Here is a 20,233-nt window from a genome sequence, read left to right on the forward strand (position 1 = left end):
TTATTTCACCCCCGTAAATTCCGTAACTTCTTCCACAGCGTCCCGCACACCTTTGGTAACCGCCCGGGAGGTAATGGTGGCACCGGTCAAGGCCTGAATATTCTCTTGATTGGACGGATCTTTGGTCACTTCCAATTGTTCCGCTGCTTTACCGGCAAATTGGGTTTTAAAAGGTTCTTTCGCCCCTTTATCTCCCAGGCCGGGTGTCTCATTCATTTTAATAATGTTATAATCGATCACCTTGCCGTCCGGGGTCACGGCCACCAGCATTTCAATTTTTCCCCCGTAGCCTTTACTTTCCCCTGGTACCACATAGGCAATTTCTTCACCGCCTTTGACGGCTACATACCAGTTATCTTTCCCCTCCACAGGTTGAAAGGTTTCCGCATCTTTCACCAAATCTTTCATAGCATCTTCTTTTAACTGCACCATTTTCTTCTCGGCAATGGGATTGGTGAAAGCATAGGTTCCGGCAATAATGGCCCCGGAAATAAAACAAGCTAATGTTAAGTTGAGCGCAATCTTAAAAAGGCTGTCATTTTGCCCTTCATGAGCGTGCACATGTGCGTCAGACATTTCTCTACCTCCTTGCCCCAAATCTAACAGGCCGAACATAACGGTCGATGAGAGGCGTCACACAGTTCATCAGCAGGATGGAGTAACAAACCCCCTCCGGATAACCGCCTTTTAACCTGATAAGAGTTGTAATAAAACCGGCACCCACGGCAAAAATAATTTGTCCTTTGGTGGTAATGGGTACGGTCACCATGTCTGTGGCCATAAAGAAAGCACCGATGAATAAGCCGCCGGCCATCATGTTGAAAAGAGGATCACCGGTAAATAATCCGGCACTGCCGCCGAAGATCCAGGTCAAAAGTCCCACCGTGCCAATCATGCACACGGGAACCTGCCATTTGATGTAGCCCTTATAGATGAGATACAAACCGCCCAACAGCAGCAAAATAGTGGAGGTTTCCCCCAAACTGCCGTTTCTGGTGCCTAAGAATAAAGCCTTATATAATTCCGACTGGCTGCCGAATACCTGGATTAATTGGTCATATCCGTGTTGTTTTAAAATATTCAACGGGGTAGCCGTGGTCAAGGCATCCACTTTGCTTAAGGAATTTGCGCTCCAGGTGGTCATGGCCACGGGCCAGGATGCCATCAAGATCGCCCGTCCGATATGGGCCGGATTAAAAATGTTAAAGCCTAAACCACCCATGGTGTGCTTGGAAATGGCAATGGCCACAAAAGCACCGATAGCCGTCATATAAAAAGGGATTTGAGGGGGTAAGCACATGGCCAGCAGCAAACCGGTGACACAGGCGCTACCGTCGTTAATGGTGACGGGCTTTTTCTGCCATTTTTGAATCAGATATTCTGTCCCTACTGCCGAGATGATACTCACGGCAATGGTGATCAAGGCGGGAAGCCCAAAATAGAAAATCCCGAATAATGCCGCAGGGGCTACCGCTAAATTAACATTCCACATAATTTTCGGAATTGACTCTTCTGTCCGAATATGGGGAGAAGGAGATACGGTTAACATATTCGTTTCCAAATTCACACTCATCTGTTCTCACCTCCTATTTATTTGCTGCCTTCGCATTTTGTGCCTTACACAAGCGAACATAATGAGGGATATTCCGTTTCGCCGGGCAAACATAAGCGCAGCTTCCGCATTCACAACAGTCCAGTACATGGTACTCTTCTTTCGCTTCCACAAAACGTCCCTGTTGTCCCAGGATACTAAACATACTGGGTATCACACCCATAGGACAGGCTTCCACGCATCGTCCGCACCGGATACAGGGTCCTTCTTTCCCCTCATTTACTTCTTTTTTGGCCAGCAGCAAGATGCCGGAAACACCTTTGATCACGGGGACTTCCAAAGTATGCTGGGCCATCCCCATCATCGGTCCGCCCATGACAATTTTTTCCGGTTTTTCTTTTAAGCCGCCGCATAACTCTACGACATCGGCAAAGGTGGTGCCCACTCTGAGCAAAAGATTTTTCGGTTGGGCCACAGCCAAACCGGAAACCGTCGTAACTCTTTCAATCAGGGGAATTCCCCTGGTTACGGCATCACAAATGGCTACCACCGTACCCACATTTTGCACGACGACACCTACATCCATGGGCAATCCGCCCGAGGGTACTTCACGGTCCACCAGCATTTTAATGAGCATTTTTTCCGCACCTTGGGGGTACCGGGTGGGCAAGACCACCACATCCACATTGGTGCCGGAAAAGGCCTTTTTCAACACCTGCACCGCATCCTGCTTATTATCCTCAATACCAATGAAACCTTTGGAAACACCTAATATTTTCATGGTAATTTGGACACCGGTCACCATCCGGTCCGTCCATTCCAGCATCACCCGATAATCCGATGTCAAATAAGGCTCACATTCTGCCCCGTTGATGATTAAATAGTCGATTTTTTTCTCTTTCGGCGGTGCCAGCTTCACGTGGGTGGGAAAGGTTGCGCCGCCCATACCGACGATTCCTGCCTCACGAACTATCTTCAGCATCTCTTCAGGGCTTAATTTCTGCCAATCCCGTTCCAAAGGAAGGCCTTCCACCCATTCATCCAATCCGTCGTTCTCAATGACGATGGCCTGGGCCCTGCCGGATACCGGGTGGGGATATTCTGCTACATCTACCACTGTCCCGGAAAGGGAAGCATGGACAGGGCTGGAGACAAAAGCGTCACTCTTGGCAATCAGCTGCCCTTTTTTCACCGCATCTCCTTTCTTGACCAAAGGAGTACACGGTGCGCCGATGTGTTGGCTTACCGGGATAACAACCTTCTTTGGCAGTGGTGCAAGCTCGATCGGTATATCAGCGGAATAGTTCTTCCGATCATTGGGGTGCACGCCGCCGCGGAAACTTTTGTGCATTTTTTCACACCTCTCCTTAACAAAAAATATGTGGTAACGCCTGAGGAAAAATTATGCCGTGCCTAGGATAAAATGCGGGTGATGACAGGCTGCATTTGGCTGTTGCCATGGGCGGCGCTGTCAAAAAATTTAATATAGATAACTGACAAAATAAAAGCCAGTAATCCCCCGGTGATTTGAAGCAGTAACACAGGAAGCCCAAAGTGATGGCTCACCCAATTTCCCCCCCAGGCCCCTAAAAAAATGGCGACCAGCGGGAGCATATAAACAATAAAGGCTGCTTTGAGCATGTTTACTTCCTTCACCTCAAAGGCCACACGCTGTCCCGGTTTAGCCCCAACAGGATTCCGTGCTTCAAGAACCATGGCCTGGTTACCCGGACACGCACCACAATTTTCACAATCGCTATGCCTGGTCGCTTTCACTTTCGCCATACTTCCGGATACCTCAAGTACTACGCCTACTTGTTCTTGCATCATTTCCATCCCAGCTTTCTAGACACTATGGCTATAATACATCGTTGTGATTATAGCAAATAATGATTGTGTTTAAAAGTGCAAATCACAATTTCGTCTTTTTATTTAACAAACATGACAAATTTTTAAAGGTTGGGACAAGTCCTGCTATCTGAAAATTTGTCAAATCAGACAAAACCTGTTTGGTATTTCCCTTTCTAGTTCCATATTACTCTAACAAGATACCTAAGGGTAGATGTAATCTCTTCCATCTTCTACAGGAAACAATTCTATTTGGCAGGAAAAAGATCTAAGTTGTAGAATTTTGTATAAGTAGGAAAGTTATCGAAATAGTAATAAAATATGGAATGCCCGAGATATTCATTTCTTTTTCTTTTGCTGGAGGTGAGTAGGATTAAGCGTAAAAACACCTTGATCATGATGCTGGTAACTACCCTCTTAGCATTTTATCTTTCCGGATGCAGCCAGCATACCCAGGGTAAGATCAAAATAGCCGTGGTAGATTGGCCGGAAAGTCTTTGTATGACAGAACTGATCAAAGTAATCCTGGAAAACGAAATGAATTATCAGGTAGAAGTAAAGCCGCTCAAGGTTGATGATGTTTTTCAATCATTGGCAGAGGGAAGATGCGATATTTTTCTGGACTGCTGGCTGCCCATTACCCACGAAAAATTCATTTATCAGTATGGCAGCCAGATTGAAAATTTAGGAGATAATTTTGCCGGAGCCAGAACCGGTTTGGTCGTGCCCGCCTATGTCACCATCAATAGTATTACGCAGCTAAACGATGAGAAAGATGCCTTTCACCGTACCATCATCGGCATCGAACCTGAGGCCGGTATTATTAAAAGTACCCAAAAGGCCATTAAAGAATATGGCCTGGACTTTAGACTGATTACCTCCAGCAGCCCGGAAATGGTGGAAAAATTAAAAAATGCCATTGACCGCAAGGAATGGATTGTGGTTACCGGCTGGTCTCCCCACTGGAAATTTGCCAAATGGGATTTAAAATTTCTTGACGACCCTCTGTTTATTTATGGGGGGGCAGAAAGTCTCCATACCGTTACCCGTAAAGGTTTTGCCGATGATTTTCCCCAAGTGGCGCAATTTTTATATAATTTTCAACTCGATCAGCAACAGCTGGATGAGCTTCTCCTCATTCAAAACGATTCTTCCCAAAACCGTGAGGAATCCATGACCATGTGGGCGGAAAAAAATAAAAAGTTGGTTGATGCTTGGCTGTCAAACATTCAGTAGCCGCATCCGGAGGCGTTATGAAAGTAGGGCCCATCTCCAAGAACAAAATATTGATCAGAAGCCTGATCATCATTGTCTTATTATTTACCTGCACCTTTATCTTGATTGAAAAAATAGTCTATGAAAAAATGAAAGCAGATGCCATCAAACAAATTCTCTTATTGAAAGAAATTACCAATATCAGGATATCGGATGTTTTTGTCCAGACAAAGCTGATTGCAGAGCAGTTGGAAACCAATAACGAAATCCACGAGTATTTAAGAGAGGTCAGAACCAGAAAAGACATTTGGAGCCATCCTTTGTATCCCCGGGTATTGAAAACGCTAAGGAATATCCAGGCAGCCAATCCCACCATTTATTTAGCCTGGGTCTCCAATGAGGCGGCCAACTTCTGCCTGGATAGTTCCGAAATCATCACCGACACATCATTTGCCGCCAACATCCGGCCCTGGTATCAGCCTGCTGTAGCCTCACGGGAAGCCGCCTTTTCCCAGCCCTATTATGAATATACCACCAATACGCTGGCCATTTCCTGTGTGAAAGCGCTTCGGGAGGAAGGCACTATCAAGGGATTTGTTTCTGTGGATATTTCGTTGGATTCCCTTCCCCCCCTCATGCAGAATTTTGTCATAGGCAAAAACGGCAAAAATTATTTATTAACAAGCACCGGCACCACTGTGTTCACCAGTGAAAACCCCAAAAACAAAGAATTAATCAGTTTGACCAATTTGCTCCCCTACCTGGGGCCTTTGAAAGCAAAAGAAAAAGAGTATGAAGAGATTGAGTTAAATCACCGGGAATACTATTTAACCTATCAGGTGCTGGACATCAACCACTGGGGCATTATTCAACTAATTGACAAAAAGGAAGTATTGGAACCTTTTTACAAAACCATGCGGGTAATTCTCTACATTTTTTTGATCAGCTGTCTCCTCTCCATTGCCATCTTGCTGATGAATATTTATGAACTGAGAATCGTCCAGCAGAAATTAAAAAAAGAAGCCGTCACCGATTATCTTACCGGTATCCATAATCGGAAATTTTTCTTTGAAAGTTCCCAGAACGCCTTTGAGAGCGCCAGAGAACAGCAGAGAAGTTTATCCCTTTTTATGATCGATATTGATAAATTCAAAGAAATCAACGACACCAAAGGACATGCCGTAGGCGACATGATTTTAAAAAAAGTGGCCGAAGAATTTAATCAGGCTATTCGCAAAGATGATATTCTTTGCCGCCTGGGGGGAGATGAATTTGCCGTGCTTCTGATGGACATCCAGGAAGAAATGGCTCTTGTGATCGCCCACCGGATTCTGGAAAGCGTTTCCCAACTGCAGATTGATGCCGAAAAGGGCCCCTTTCGCTTTTCCGTCAGTATCGGTATCGCCTTTCTGGCCCGTACCGATAAAAACTTTGAAGCTCTTCTGAACAGGGCTGATGCCGCTTTATACCGGGCAAAAAATGCCGGACGCAACACGGTGTCCTTTTAGCTCCTTGCGGACAACAATCCGAATAGGCTGCCGGCAATCCCCAAAAGTACGCCCAAAGAGATCACCAGAATTACCAGGCCCGTAACCAGCAAGTCCAGGGGGGGCAGGGGAATAAAGGGAAGGGGTCCCGCCATCTGGGCATAAACAAATTTTAAGGCCAGCCCGGACATGGCCGCGGCCAGGATGCTGCCTCCCAGGGTTAAGAATAATCCTTCCAGCACAAAGGGAAAGGCAATGAAAATTTCGGGCGCCCCCAGCAGTCTCAAGGTATTTATTTGCTCCCTGTTGTTGTATATGCCCAGCCTGATGATATGGGAGACGATCACCAGTACGGATATGCCTACAGCAGCAACAATCAGGCACCCCAAATACCGCAAAACTCCCGCCATACTGCGCAGGCGGTCCAATACTTCCCTGTTATCCCGGACGGATTCAATCCCCGGCATCGACGCTAACCCTTTCAGGATGGGGTCCATTTCCGCCAGGTCGATTTTCACCTCCAGGAAAGGGCTGAAAGGATTCTCATCGAATAAGGACAAGACCCGGGCTTCTTTGCCCAGAATCTCCACCATCCGCTCATAGGCTTCCTCTTGATCGACCAGCCGTACCTCCCTCACACCCGGGATCCCCTTCATCCGTTCCATCAACTGGCCAACAGCGCCAGGAGCCATGTTTTCATCAAAATAGGCGTTGATTTCCGCCTCTCCCTGGATGGCTGCCACCACTTGACTGCTCACCCACCAGCCGGAAATGACCATGGCCAGGATAAAAACAATCAGTCCCGTACTCAAAAGGGAAAAAATATGGGAAAGCAAATTCAATTGGACGATGATTTTGGTTTCTTTTAAAAAGTAACCTGTATTAGAAAGAATCCTCATAGCGGTCAGCCTAGCCTTTCCCAGTGCATGTTTCCCCGGTCCAGCCGGATCAACGTGCCGCCGTTTTGGTGCCCAATCAAATGAGTGGCATGGGTGGTAATAATCACCGCGGTTTTCCGGTCTTGGAAAGAAGTGAGAAGTTCCAGGATCTTCAACGCATTGTCCTGGTCCAGATTGCCCGTCGGTTCATCCGCCAGGATTACGGCCGGCTTCCGGGCCACCGCCCTGGCGATGGCCACCCGCTGACACTCCCCCCAGGACAGGTTTTCCACCCGGGAAAGGACCTTATGCGCCAAACCCACCTTCACCAGTGCGGTGCCGGCGTTCTCTTTTATTTGAGCAGGAGGGAGGTCCAGAAACCGCATGCCCAGCATCACATTTTCCAGGGCCGTTCTCCCTCTGATCAGCCTGAATTCCTGGAACACGGGTCCCATCACCCTCCTCAGGCGCCTGATATTCCCTGCCTGATCTTTCGTCACCGGCTGATCCAGCACCTTTAATGTGCCGGATGTGGGATACTCCATGCCCATAAAAAGTTTTAAGAGGCTGGTTTTCCCCGAACCGCTGGGCCCCGTAAGATAGACCAGGTCACCGGGCCCGATTTCCAGGTCAATCTGATGTAAGGCCTCGGTGCCGTCAGGATACCGCAAACAAACCCCTTTTGCTTCAATCATTTTTCCCTCGCCTCCCGGTATCTACTTGAATAATGTAGGGATGATAATCTCTAATTCCAGGGAGCCTTCCTGAATATGGATCCCTTGCAGGATGCTGCCCCCCATTACCGTATGAAAATTAAAGACCAGAGCATCGTCCCGGAACAAATCTTCAATGGCCGCGGCTTCCAGGGGCAGCCCGTAAAAACTGCCTTCTTGGGCCTGAAATTTTAGAATATCCCCCTCCTGAATCACAAAAGTCCCTGTCAGGACCAGATTTTGCTGGGGCAAGCTCATTTCCGCCTTACCCGGGTGAAAGCGAAACACTATTTCCGGAAGGCCGGCATGCCCTTTTAGAATCCCATTAAAGGTTTCCTCACCCAGGGACCCCTTCAGGACGGGAAAGGTAAAGGTTGTTTTCAAGGCATCGGGGGGAAAGCTGCCCGCGGCGATGATACGGGAAATTTCCTTTGTTGTCTCTTGGAATAAAGGCTTCAGTTGACCCCACACCTGCCGGATCTCCCCCAGATATTCCCGGTAATCGGCACTCTCTTTCTCCAGAGAGGCCAGATACTTCTCCTGATCCTCTTTTAACTGTAATTTCTTCCTTAAGGATGCTCTTAATTGCTCCTGTTTCTCTTGCAACAGAGCAAGCTTTTCCCCTAACTTCGCTTTTTCAGCCGACAGCCTCTCTCTGCTTTCCTCCAGCGTGTCCAAAAGCTCTCCCGTGTTGCGGGTAAGGTCCCGCAAAGTATTGATCCTTCTGAGAAGCATGGTCAGGTTTTCCGCATCCAGAATAATTTCTATGTAAGACCCCGGTCCCAAGCGCTGATAGGTTCGGAGGACCTGCTTCAAGGTATCCCGCTTTTGATCATAGGCTGCTTCCCCGTCGGCAATCCTTTTCTCCAACCCTGCTATTTCCCCGTGCATGGTTTCCATCTCCCGGGACATGGCCTCTTCCGCTCTCTCCGCTTCTTCTATCTCCTGCTCCATGGCAAATAGGTTTTCCAGGACCTCCCTTTTTTGATCAGAAAGTCCGGTCAGCCTTTCTTCCATGGCCGAAAAAGGTTCTGTTTGTCCCGCCACCGTGCCGGAAGAGAAAAGCATCAAAAGAAAAACCAGGGCCATGCTGGAAACCAAACCTAATTTTATCTTTCCTGCATTGAGCATGTAGTTTGCCCCCCACTTAGCTTACACCTAAATGCTCTTTTTTTCGACTGTACTCTCATTTTACCAGAGTGTTTTCCATTCTGACATCTTTTTTTCAGAAAACGTTCCTTTACCCCCTTAATGGGCAAAAAAAATGCGGGTATGTAACCCGCATTAGGATGATTCCGCCAATTTATTTTTGAGCAGTGTAATTAATTCTACCGGGCTGGGATTGATTCCGTACAAAATAGCCAGGTAAACGCTGGTGTAGTCTCCCAAATAGGTCAGGGTGAACATCCGGGACAGGAGGCAATTTCCTTCTCCCCAGATTTCCGTGATGCCGCTGACCCGCTCGCCGATAATTTCTTTGGTAATCTCAAATCTTTTCTCGACCCGGGGGTGATCATCAAGAGAGTGGAGAAAAACCAGTTCTATCTTTTTTAACAATTCTGCCGGTGCTTCCGTGCCCACAATTTCGTTATGGTTTAGTTCCGGCAGCACGTTAAAGTATGCGGGCGCTTTGCTGTTTTCATTGATCTGGCCCTTCCAGCGCATGGCCACCGTTTCTGTGGTACCTGAGACACCCCAAATCACCGGGATTTTTTGATAAAACAGTTTCGCCAATTGTTTCGCCGGGTTATTGGTTTCTTCTACTTCAGGGGCCAGCCTCCGGCCCATATCTTCCAAAGCCCTGCCTAAGTCCTCCAGATCATCGGTTAGGACGGAAATAAGGTGCAGTTTTTCCATCACGATTAACAGGGGCAAAAAGAGATAGCCGGTGGCCGCCCGGGGCTGCAGACCGCCGGGAATGGCCAGAAAAGGGATGCCGTCTTTTTGGGCTAAATCAGCCAATTTACCTCCGCTGGTAACAGCAACAACAGCAGCCCCCTTTGCCTTGGCCTCTTCATAGGCGCTTAAGGTTTCTTCCGTGTTTCCGGAGTAGCTGACGGCAAAAACCAGGGTATGTTCATTAACATAGCCCGGCAGATGATAGTCCCGGTTCACCGTCACCGGCACGGGAGACTTGTCGGCACAGAAAACTCTTAGAAAATCTCCGCCGATGGCAGAGCCCCCCAAGCCCGTAACAACAACGTTTTGAAAGCTTCGGGAATAATTAATTTCCTGGTTCCGGGCCAGCGCAACCGCTCCCCGGCACTGGTCCGGCAAGCCGGCCAAAGCCCCCAGCATCTGACCCCCGTCAATGGTTTTTAATGCTTCCCTGTCATCCAGGTTAACCTGATATTGCATGCAGCGGTATCCCCCTTTAGATTTAGGTATGGAATATGGATCTTTCCTCAACAATAATACCAAATCATTTAGCACTTTCCTGTCGAAACAGATCGTCCTTGCTATTTTTCTCTTGCTCTGCCCTTGCCACCTTGAAAACGGTTTTACATTTTGACTTCCTTAGTCTATTACAAAAAAGAGGTATTTATGAACAGAGCACAAACTTTTCTATCGCCCTGGCCACGCCCTCTTCATTGTTGGAACCAGTCACGTAATGGGCTTCTTTTTTGATTTCATCCCGGGCGTTTGCCATGGCAACAGCAAAACCGGCATTCCGGAATAATTCCAAGTCATTAAAACTATCGCCGAAAGCGATAATTTCCTCTTTTTGCACCCCTAAATGCCGGGCGACTGCACTCAGTCCATGCCCTTTGGTCCCCTGGGGATGGGTAAATTCCAGATATTGCGGTTTTGATTTAGTAATATAAAGCCGGTCGCCAAATATTTTTTTCACCTTGATCCAAAGATGATCCAACTTTTCCGCCGCGCCGATAAACAGCAGCTTGGTAGGGTCCCGGTCCAAAATAGAGGACAGATTTCCTACTTCTTGATAGGGTACCCGGGCCAGCCGGCAATAGGTCCTGACTTCGGAAGTTATTTTATGTACGTATAGATCATCATCCAGATAGACATTGATGCTCAGGTCTTCTCTTTCTCCCAGAGCAACTACCTCTTTGGCCAGTTCTGCCGGCACAGTCCTGTGGTACAATATTTCTTTTGTCACGGATGTTTTTACCAAAGAGCCCTGGTAGGTAATGAGGGGAACATCGATATGCAAATCCAGGGCAAAGGGCAGGGCGGACCGGTACATCCGGCCGGTGGCCAGGGTTACCTGGACTCCTTTTGCTTGGGCTTGTTGAATTACGTCTTTGGACCGGGGAGAAATCCGGCACCGGTCATCCAGTAAAGTATCATCCAGGTCCACGGCAATCAGTTTATAGTTCATTTTTTCGCTGCTCCTTCAGTTATTCATGGGGGGATCGTAAAACAAGATTTTCTATGGCCTCGGCCACGCCGTCTTCATCATTGGAACAAGTTACATAATCAGCCGCTTTCTTTACCTCATCCCAGGCATTTCCCATAGCCACGGCAAAGCCGGCCTGTCGAAACAGGTCCAAGTCATTGTAACTGTCGCCGAAAACGATAATTTCCTCTTTCTTCACGCCCAAATAATCCGCTACTGCCCGCAACCCGTTTCCCTTGCTTGTTTCAGGATGGGTAAATTCCACATAGCAGGGTGCCGATTTGGTCATGTAAAGGCGGCGGCCAAATAAATCCGTCATTCTGTTCCATAGAGCCGAAAGGTCTCCCTCCGGCCATAAATATAATATTTTTGTAGGTTCCTGGTTTAAAAAGTGCCCTAGGTCTCCTACCGCAGTTGCCTGAACCCGGATCATTTTTTCATAGGCCGCCACTTCCGGTGTGATGACGGACACATAAAGCCGGTCATCCAAGTAAATGTATGTTTGAAGCCCTACTTTTTCCCCTTCTTGAATCACTTCTCTTGCCAAGTCCAAAGGAATGGTCTTGTGCAGCAATACCTCCCCGGTTGCAGAGGTTTTTACCAAAGCTCCCTGGTAAGTGATGAGTGGAAGATCAATGCCCAGCTCCTGCGCATAAAGAACGGCAGAGGCATACATGCGGCCGGTGGCAAATGTGACAAAGACCCCTTGGGAGCGTGCCTTCTTCATGGCCTCTTTAACGCGGGGAGAAATGCAGCACTTACTGTCCAGCAAAGTGTCATCCAAATCTACGGCAATTAGTTTAAAGCTCATTTTGGGACTCCTTTATTTATTTCGCTTAAAGTATTCATATACCTGCCGAGCGGCGGCCCGGTTCATCCCCTCCACCAAAGCCAGTTCTTCCTGGCTGGCCCGGGAGATTTTCTCTACCGAACCGTAAGCCCGCAGCAAGGCCTTTCTCCGGGCCGGACCGATTCCGGGAATCTCATCCAGGACAGATTTCACCTGTTCTTTGGCCCGTAATTGACGATGATAGGTAATGGCAAAGCGGTGGGCTTCGTCCCGAATGCGCTGAATCAAATAAAAAGCCGGGCTGTGTCCTTCCAGAATAATCGGGGTGCCGTCATCCGGGCGGAAAAGATGCTCAAATTCTTTGGCAAGTCCGAACACAGGAAGAGAGAGCTGGAACTGGTCCAAAACTTCTTTCACGGCAGACAGCTGGCCTTTTCCCCCATCGATCATCATCAGGTCCGGAAAATCCGCAAACTTGGCATCCTTTACCGCCAAACGGGCTTCCCTGATTTCCTCCCGCTCCTGCTGTCCCCGCCGGATCCTGCGGCCAACAACCTCCTGGAGCGAAGCAAAATCGTTGGGCCCCTCCACGGTTTTAATCTTAAACCTTCTGTACAGGGAGGGGGCGGGTTCTCCGCCCAGAAAGACCACCATGGAGCCTACGGAGTTAGTTCCCTGTATATTGGAAATATCATAACATTCGATCCGATAGGGACTCTGAGGCAGGTTCAACTCGCAGCGCAACTGCTCCAGAGCAGCGCCGGCTTCCTCTTTGCGCCGGTCCTTCAGGGACTGGTGCTGGGCCAGGACAATTTGGGCATTTTTTACCACCAAATCCAGCAATCGTTTTTTGTCCCCCCGCTGGGGAACATGAATATGGACCCGGGAACCCCTCTTCATGGACAGCCATTGCGCGAGCAGTTCTTCCTCGGCAACCTGACCGGGGACCACAATCTCTCGGGGAATGTACTCCGCATTACCATAATATTGCTGCAAAAATACGGAGGAAAGCACCTCCGCCCCATCCTGGTCCACATTGGTGAGGAAAAAATGCTCCCGACCCATCACCTTGCCGCTGCGCACAAAAAATACCTGTACCACAGCCAGGTCTTGATCTGTCGCTAAGCCTACCACATCCCTGTCCTCAAAACTGTCATTTTCAATTTTTTGTTTTTCTACTACCTGCTGCACGGCACGGATTTGATCTCTGAGACGGGCCGCTTCTTCAAAGCGCAGGTTTTCCGCCGCCTCCTGCATTTTTCTTTCTAAATGTCTGATGATTTCCTGCTGGCGGCCTTCTAAAAAAAGCACCACCTGCCGCACCAGATCCCGGTATTCTTCCGGAGAAATTTGCCCGGTACAGGGAGCGGCGCATTTGCCAATGTGGGCATTTAAACAGGCCCTGGTTTTTGGATCCACCCTCTCTTGCCGGCAGGAGCGAAGAGGAAAGATATCTTTAATAATTTTTAAAGTCTGATTCATAGCCGTCGAACTGGTATAAGGGCCGAAATATTTCGCCCCATCCGGTTTCATGGAGCGGACGACTAAGACCCGGGGAAAATCATCCTCCAGGGTGATTTTCAAATAGGGATAATGCTTGTCATCTCTTAAGCGGATATTGTATTTCGGCCGGTGCTGCTTAATCAGGTTACACTCCAGAATCAACGCTTCCACGGCAGAGTCCACCACAATGGTATCCAGGTCCTGAATTTTTTCGATTAAAGACCGCTCTTTCGGGGTATGGTGCTTACTGGTTTGAAAATAGGACCTGACCCGCTGTTTTAAGGAAGTAGCCTTCCCTACGTAGATAATAGCCCCTTGGGCATCCTTCATGAGATAAACGCCAGGTTTATCCGGTAATACGCGCAATTTTTCCGTCACGTCCATGGCCTTCACGCTCCAATACTCTGCGGACAAATTGACCGGTATAGGATTCTTTTATCTGTGCCACCTCTTCCGGTGTTCCCGCGGCCACGATCCGTCCGCCCCGGTCTCCCCCGTCCGGCCCCAAATCAATCAGATAGTCCGCCGTTTTAATCACATCCAGATTATGCTCGATCACTAAAACCGTGTCCCCCGCTTCTACCAGCCGGTCCAATACTTCCAGGAGCCGGTGAATATCCGCCGTATGCAGACCGGTGGTGGGCTCATCCAAAATATAGAGGGTGCGCCCGTTGCTTCGCCGGCTGAGTTCCGCGGCCAGCTTAACTCTTTGGGCTTCGCCCCCGGACAGGGTCGTTGCCTGCTGTCCCAACCGAATATACCCTAATCCGACATCCTGGAGCGTCTTCAGCTTGCGATGTATTTTAGGGATATTCTGAAAAAATTCCGTCGCTTCATCCACGGTCATATTCAGCACATCGGCAATATTTTTCCCCTTATAGCGCACATCCAAAGTTTCCCGATTATATCGCTTTCCTTTACATACTTCGCAAGGGACATAGACATCGGGCAAAAAATGCATTTCAATCTTGATAATACCGTCCCCCTGGCAAGCCTCACACCTTCCCCCTTTGACATTAAAGCTGAACCGTCCCGGCTGATATCCCCGCATTTTTGCTTCCGGGGTAAGGGAAAACAGCTCCCTGATGGCGTCAAAAACCCCTGTGTACGTAGCCGGGTTAGAACGAGGCGTGCGGCCGATGGGAGACTGGTCGATATTGATTACTTTTTCCAGATAATCCAAGCCTTTGATTTCCCGGTGGGCACCCGGCAAATCCCTGGCCCCGTGCAATCGCTGAGCCAGGCCGGTATACAAAATTTCATTGATCAGGGTACTCTTACCCGAACCGGATACCCCGGTGACACAAACAAACATGCCCAAAGGAATGGCGACATCAATATCCTTCAGGTTATGCTCCCGGGCGCCCAGTACTTCCAGCCATTTTCCGTTGGGAGAACGGCGCATGACCGGCAGGGGAATTCTTTTTCTGCCGCTTAAATACTGCCCGGTAATGGAATTCTCCGAATTTAAAATTTCCTGTAAGGTGCCGGCTGCCACCACTTCTCCCCCGTGGGCCCCGGCCCCCGGTCCGATATCAATAATATAATCCGCCTCATACATGGTATCTTCGTCATGTTCCACCACCAGCACGGTATTGCCCAAATCACGCAGCTTCTTCAAGGTGGCCAGCAGCCGGGCGTTATCCCGCTGGTGCAAGCCGATACTGGGTTCATCCAGAATATAGAGCACCCCCACCAGGCTGGATCCGATTTGGGTGGCCAGCCGGATGCGCTGGGCTTCCCCGCCGGACAGGGTACCGGCCGTTCTGCTTAAGGTCAGGTAATCCAGACCTACGTTGACCAAAAAGCTCAACCGTTCCTGGATCTCTTTCAAAATCTGCCGGGCAATCATGGTTTCCCGGGGGGTGAGGGATAACGTGCGGAAAAACTCCCTGGCCTCCAAAATGGAGTAATTGGTGACGCCAAAAATATTCTTTTCCCCCACCAGAACGGAAAGGCTTTCCGGGCGCAAACGGGCTCCCTGACACTGGGGACAAGGTTTCATGGACATATAGCGTTCAATCTCTTCCCGGATATAGCTGGAATTGGTTTCCTTATAGCGCCGTTCAAAATTATTGATAATCCCTTCCCAGGCCACCTGATACACGTGAACACCATGGTCAGGATGGTCATATTCTACCTTGATTTTGTTTCCCCCGGTCCCGTAAAGAATATAATTCATGGCTTCCTGAGACAGTTCCCTGAGAGGCACGTCCAGACGAAAATGATAATGCTGGGCCAGTGCTTCAATGAAGCGGTAATACCAGCCCTGGGTGTTGCTGTTCCAGCGGGCAATGGCTCCCTCCCGAATGGACAGGCTGCGGTCCGGGATAATCAAATCCGGATCAATATTCATGGTATGTCCCAGGCCTCCGCAGGTGGGACAAGCCCCATAGGGATTATTGAAAGAAAACATGCGGGGAGTGATTTCCTCCATACTGATCCCGCAGTCTACACAGGCAAAATTCTGACTGAAGAGAACCTCTTCATGTCCCGCAATGTTTACCATCACCACGCCGTCCCCCATGCCCAAGGCCAGTTCCAAAGAATCCGCCAGTCTTTTCTCCATGCCCGGCTTGATGATGATGCGGTCCACCACCAGCTCAATGGTATGCTTTTTGTTCTTGTCCAGTTTCACTGGTTCCCCCAGATCAAGGATTTCTCCGTTGACCCGGACCCGTACATATCCTGCTTTGCGCGCCTCTTCAAAAACTTTGACATGCTCTCCTTTTCTCCCGCGCACCAGGGGGGCCAGAACCTGCAGCTTGGTACCTTCTCCATAGCTTAAAATGATATCCACCATCTGATCCACCGTCTGCTGGGCGATGGGTTTCCCGCATTTCGGGCAATGGGGCTTGCCAATACGGGCATAGAGCAGGCGGAGATAATCATAGATTTCCGTCACCGTACCCACGGTGGAGCGGGGATTGCGGCTGGTGGTCTTTTGATCAATGGAAATGGCGGGAGACAGCCCTTCAATATAATCCACATCCGGTTTGTCCATTTGGCCTAAAAACTGCCGGGCATAGGCCGACAAGGATTCCACGTATCTTCTTTGGCCTTCCGCATAGATGGTGTCAAAAGCCAGGGATGACTTCCCTGAACCGCTCAGCCCGGTAATAACCACCAACTGGTCCCGGGGAATCTGGACGTCAATATTTTTTAAATTATGCTCCCGTGCTCCTTTGACGATGATTTTATCTTTAGACATATTTTTCTCCTTATAGTGCAATTCTTTGGGGTCTCGGGTACCGGGATCCGGTTACCGGGGACCGGGTATCAATGGTTAACGCTATGATCGGCTTATTCTGTCCTCTTAACTTCTGATCTGGGCTCTTATCTCCATAATGGCATCCCGCAGCTGGGCCGCCCGTTCAAACTCCAGGTGCCGGGCCGCATCCCGCATTTCTTTTTCCAGGGAGCGGATCAATTTCTCTCCTTCTTTCTTGGACAGTTTTTCCTTTTTATCCCCTGCCGTGTACTTCTCTTGGGATTCCGCCACCAGGGCCGTGCCCAACACGTCCCGCACTGCCTTCTGCACCGTTTGCGGGGTAATATGGTTCACCTGATTATAATTCATTTGAAGCAGGCGGCGGCGGTTGGTCTCGTCGATCGCCTTCTGCATGGACTCCGTAACGGTATCGGCATACATAATCACCCGGCCTTCCACATTCCGGGCCGCCCGGCCAATGGTCTGGATCAGGGACCGTTCCGAACGCAAAAAGCCTTCTTTATCCGCATCAAGAATCGCCACCAAAGATACTTCCGGCAGGTCCAATCCTTCCCGGAGCAAATTGATCCCCACCAGGACATGAAAGGTGCCCAGACGCAGTTCCCGGATGATTTCCATGCGCTCCAGAGTCTTAATATCGGAGTGAAGGTAGCGGACTTTTATGTCCAGCTCCTTCAAATAGTCTGTTAAATCCTCCGCCATTCTTTTTGTCAAGGTGGTGACGAGAACTCTTTGGTCCTTCTCCACCCGGCTTCTGATTTCCGCTACCAAATTATCAATCTGTCCTTTCACCGGGCGCACGTCAATTTCCGGGTCCACCAGCCCGGTAGGGCGAATGATTTGTTCTACTATTTTCTTACTGTGCCCCAGTTCATAGGGACCCGGAGTAGCGGAAACATAGACCGCCTGGTTCACTTTCTTTTCAAATTCATGAAAAATCAAGGGCCGGTTATCCAAGGCAGAAGGAAGCCGGAAGCCGTATTCCACCAGGGCGGTCTTGCGCGATTTGTCTCCTTCGTACATGCCGCGCAACTGAGGAAGGGTCTGATGGGACTCATCTATGATGAGCAAAAAATCTTCGGGAAAATAATCCAAAAGGGTATAGGGGGGCTCTCCCGGGGCTCTTCCCGTCAGATGCCGGGAATAATTCTCAATCCCCTGGCAGTAGCCCATTTCCTGCATCATTTCCAGGTCAAAACGGGTGCGTTGCTCCAATCTTTGCGCTTCCAACAGCTTGTTCCGGGCGCGCAATTCTTTGAGACGTTCTTCCAGTTCTCTTTCAATATTGGTGATCGCTGCTTTCATTTTCTCTTCTTCCGTGACATAGTGGCTGGCCGGAAAGATGGACATATGCCTTCTCAGGCCTAAGATTTCCCCGGTCAAGGTGTCAATCTCGACAATTCTTTCGATCTCATCCCCGAACATTTCTACCCGGATCGCCTTTTCACTAAAGGATACGGGAAAGATCTCAATCACATCTCCCCGGACCCGGAAGGTCCCCCGGTGAAAGTCCATCTCATTGCGATAATATTGAATATCAACTAATTTACGGATGATCTTATCCCGGTCATGGGTCTGACCTACCCGGAGATTTAAGGTGAGCTGCTGGTAATCCTCAGGAGAGCCTAAACCATAAATGGCCGAAACACTGGCCACAATAATCACGTCTTTCCGCTCATAGAGAGCAGCGGTAGCGGAGTGTCTCATCTTTTCTATTTCATCATTAATGGAGGCATCCTTTTCAATATAGGTATCCGTTTGGGCAATATAGGCCTCAGGCTGGTAATAATCATAGTAGCTGACAAAATACTCCACGGCATTTTCCGGAAAAAATTCTTTAAACTCACCGCATAATTGCGCAGCCAGTGTTTTATTGTGGGCAATCACCAGGGTAGGCTTTTTTACCCGTTCAATCACATTGGCCACGGTAAAGGTTTTGCCGGATCCCGTCACCCCCAGCAGGACCTGGTGCCGTTCCCCTGCCAATAGGTTTTTCGTTAGAGCATCGATGGCCTTTGGTTGATCCCCTTTAGGCCGGTATTCGGATTTCAGACAATAATCCATGGTATTAATCTCCCAAATTTAATTCCTTCTTCATATTATACCATATTATTTTTTTCAGGGAACACCTGTTTGGTAAAATCTTTCGAACGAGCCCCCACTGCAGGGGACAGGATTCTTCCCTTTCTTATCTATCATATTTTTGCCATTCTAGCAACTGGGTAAACCTGGCAAAGGAGCCTAAAGGGCTTTTCCGGGTTCGGGTACCGGTTAGCCGGGAAAAGAGCAGAATCCATATTGCTTACTTGTAGATAACAAAAAGGGTAGGTTCAACCTACCCTTCATGATACCATTTGTTCTTTTTCAGGGAGAAAATTTTATCCAGTCTTTGTCATGGTTCATGGTTCATTGCTACTCTTTTACAGGATATCTCCTTTTTCCGCTGCGGCCAGGATTTTGTTCAATACCTGATTTCTCGTTTCATCAACGGCTTCAAAGTCCATAGCTTTAATATAAAATACCTCCAAAGCATCATGAAGATTTTTTGCCTGGGTAATTTTGCTGATCGCTTCCGTCATCAAACGATTGAATTCTGCTTGGATTTCTTCCAGCCGGGCGGACTTCTGTCCTACAGCATCCAAATCAAGACAGTCCAACATGTTGATCACCCGGTCTCCGGGGCGTTCCGGATCCTCCACATGGGGGACACTGCCGTCCAGCACCGCTACACCCAATTGGGGAATCACTGCCATATCTATACTATCCGGATCAAGGGTACAATGATAAACGTCCGCCTGATATCCCCGGTCTACCGCTCCTTCCACAATCTTTTTGATCAAGGAAGATTTCCCCGTTCCGGGCAGACCCTTCAAAATATATCTGGTTTTACAATCTTCCGTAATATTTTTGATAAAATTGACCATTCCCCCGGGGCTGATGGCCCCGGCGAACATATGCCGCACCAGAGGAGCATTGGTACGAAAGATCTCCTGCATCAATTTCTCCGTTTTTTGATTTGCTTTCTCAAAATCCATGGCCGCTACATTAATCTTTTTCCATTCATCATAGACAGTTTTCGCATTTTTCAAATACTGGTAGGCGGTAGAAAAAGAATTGCTGATTTCTCCGGTTAATTTTTTGATCTCGTTCTTATGCCCTCTTAGGTACTCCTCGTTCCAGTGATCCCCAAGATTGACGATTTGGTCAACGGCACCGGGATATTGGGGATCCACAACATGGGGAGCCGTTCCATCCACGACCGCAAGTTTTAAATCGGGAATCACCACGCCGTCCAGAGAATCATTATCAGAGGAACACTGCCAAAATTCCACGTTATACCCTCGCTCTGCCATTTCCAGGCCAATATTCCGCATCAAGGTGGATTTACCCGTTCCAGGCCCTCCTTTCAGGATAAATACCCGCTCCATATTTTGTAATCCCAAATTATAAAAGGAATAAAAGCCGCGTGGGGTATTTCCTCCCGGGAAACTATATTTTATTTTCCCTTTTTTCATGTAGACATCTCACTCTCCTCCTTGAAATCATATTGGGGTTACAAATCTATACTATGGTATGAGCAACAGCACTGCCTAGTGCTTGAACCAAAGGAAACAAATCATATATTGTGCTATAATATGAAATAATACGAAAAAA

16 protein-coding genes are annotated in these 20,233 nt (G+C 48.6%); 2 read left to right on the plus strand and 14 right to left on the minus strand.

Translation table 11 applies throughout. The features are described from left to right. The 4 genes from DCMF_RS14985 to DCMF_RS15000 form a co-directional block, all read right to left on the minus strand. Positions 1-576, minus strand: coding sequence for an RnfABCDGE type electron transport complex subunit G (locus DCMF_RS14985; RefSeq protein ID WP_148135164.1), 576 nt, complete (start codon positions 574-576; stop codon positions 1-3). A 4-nt stretch (positions 577-580) separates the two neighbouring features. After that, complete coding sequence (locus tag DCMF_RS14990) at positions 581-1,573, minus strand: RnfABCDGE type electron transport complex subunit D (protein WP_148135165.1); 993 nt, start codon at positions 1,571-1,573, stop codon at positions 581-583. A 13-nt stretch (positions 1,574-1,586) separates the two neighbouring features. Further along, complete coding sequence (gene rsxC, locus DCMF_RS14995) at positions 1,587-2,903, minus strand: electron transport complex subunit RsxC (RefSeq protein ID WP_148135166.1); 1,317 nt, start codon at positions 2,901-2,903, stop codon at positions 1,587-1,589. Between the two features lie 62 nt (positions 2,904-2,965). Continuing rightward, positions 2,966-3,382: a SoxR reducing system RseC family protein gene (locus tag DCMF_RS15000; RefSeq protein ID WP_148135167.1), complete on the minus strand. Its 417-nt coding sequence runs from the start codon at positions 3,380-3,382 to the stop codon at positions 2,966-2,968. Between the two features lie 381 nt (positions 3,383-3,763). Between DCMF_RS15000 and DCMF_RS15005 the strand changes: the two genes are divergently transcribed. Beyond that, positions 3,764-4,636, plus strand: coding sequence for a glycine betaine ABC transporter substrate-binding protein (locus DCMF_RS15005; protein WP_214658628.1), 873 nt, complete (start codon positions 3,764-3,766; stop codon positions 4,634-4,636). A gap of 17 nt (positions 4,637-4,653) precedes the next feature. Further along, positions 4,654-6,123 carry a sensor domain-containing diguanylate cyclase gene (locus tag DCMF_RS15010; protein ID WP_214658629.1) on the plus strand — a complete coding sequence of 490 codons (1,470 nt, stop codon included), beginning with the start codon at positions 4,654-4,656 and terminating at the stop codon, positions 6,121-6,123. On the opposite strand, the gene DCMF_RS15015 is transcribed toward DCMF_RS15010, so the two are convergent. The 10 genes from DCMF_RS15015 to DCMF_RS15060 form a co-directional block, all read right to left on the minus strand. Then, on the minus strand, positions 6,120-7,001 hold the full coding sequence (locus tag DCMF_RS15015) for a cell division protein FtsX (RefSeq protein ID WP_148135170.1): 882 nt from the start codon (positions 6,999-7,001) through the stop codon (positions 6,120-6,122). The two genes, DCMF_RS15010 and DCMF_RS15015, sit on opposite strands and share 4 nt — an antisense overlap. Positions 7,002-7,006: 5 nt before the next feature. Beyond that, positions 7,007-7,675: a cell division ATP-binding protein FtsE gene (locus tag DCMF_RS15020; protein WP_148135171.1), complete on the minus strand. Its 669-nt coding sequence runs from the start codon at positions 7,673-7,675 to the stop codon at positions 7,007-7,009. Positions 7,676-7,696: 21 nt separating this feature from the next. Then, on the minus strand, positions 7,697-8,824 hold the full coding sequence (locus DCMF_RS15025; protein ID WP_148135172.1) for a coiled-coil domain-containing protein: 1,128 nt from the start codon (positions 8,822-8,824) through the stop codon (positions 7,697-7,699). 153 nt (positions 8,825-8,977) lie between these two features. Then, entirely contained in the window at positions 8,978-10,051 is a 1,074-nt protein-coding gene (locus tag DCMF_RS15030) for a bifunctional phosphoglucose/phosphomannose isomerase (RefSeq protein WP_148135173.1), read from the minus strand. Between the two features lie 184 nt (positions 10,052-10,235). Further along, entirely contained in the window at positions 10,236-11,036 is an 801-nt protein-coding gene (locus DCMF_RS15035; RefSeq protein ID WP_148135174.1) for a Cof-type HAD-IIB family hydrolase, read from the minus strand. Between the two features lie 19 nt (positions 11,037-11,055). Beyond that, positions 11,056-11,865, minus strand: a complete 810-nt coding sequence (locus DCMF_RS15040) for a Cof-type HAD-IIB family hydrolase (RefSeq protein WP_148135175.1) — start codon at positions 11,863-11,865, stop codon at positions 11,056-11,058. 12 nt (positions 11,866-11,877) lie between these two features. Continuing rightward, complete coding sequence (uvrC, locus tag DCMF_RS15045; protein ID WP_148137923.1) at positions 11,878-13,731, minus strand: excinuclease ABC subunit UvrC; 1,854 nt, start codon at positions 13,729-13,731, stop codon at positions 11,878-11,880. Then, the gene (gene uvrA / locus DCMF_RS15050; RefSeq protein WP_148135176.1) at positions 13,694-16,558 is read right to left on the minus strand and encodes an excinuclease ABC subunit UvrA; all 2,865 of its coding nucleotides are present in this window, start codon (positions 16,556-16,558) and stop codon (positions 13,694-13,696) included. The genes uvrC and uvrA overlap by 38 nt, the downstream gene beginning before the upstream one ends. Before the next feature lie 105 nt (positions 16,559-16,663). After that, entirely contained in the window at positions 16,664-18,643 is a 1,980-nt protein-coding gene (gene uvrB, locus DCMF_RS15055; protein WP_148135177.1) for an excinuclease ABC subunit UvrB, read from the minus strand. Between the two features lie 356 nt (positions 18,644-18,999). Beyond that, positions 19,000-20,007: a PRK06851 family protein gene (locus DCMF_RS15060; protein WP_236860030.1), complete on the minus strand. Its 1,008-nt coding sequence runs from the start codon at positions 20,005-20,007 to the stop codon at positions 19,000-19,002. Positions 20,008-20,233 lie beyond the last annotated feature (226 nt).

It is taken from the genome of Candidatus Formimonas warabiya (genome assembly GCF_002777255.1).
Classification (GTDB): domain Bacteria; phylum Bacillota; class Dehalobacteriia; order Dehalobacteriales; family Dehalobacteriaceae; genus Formimonas; species Formimonas warabiya.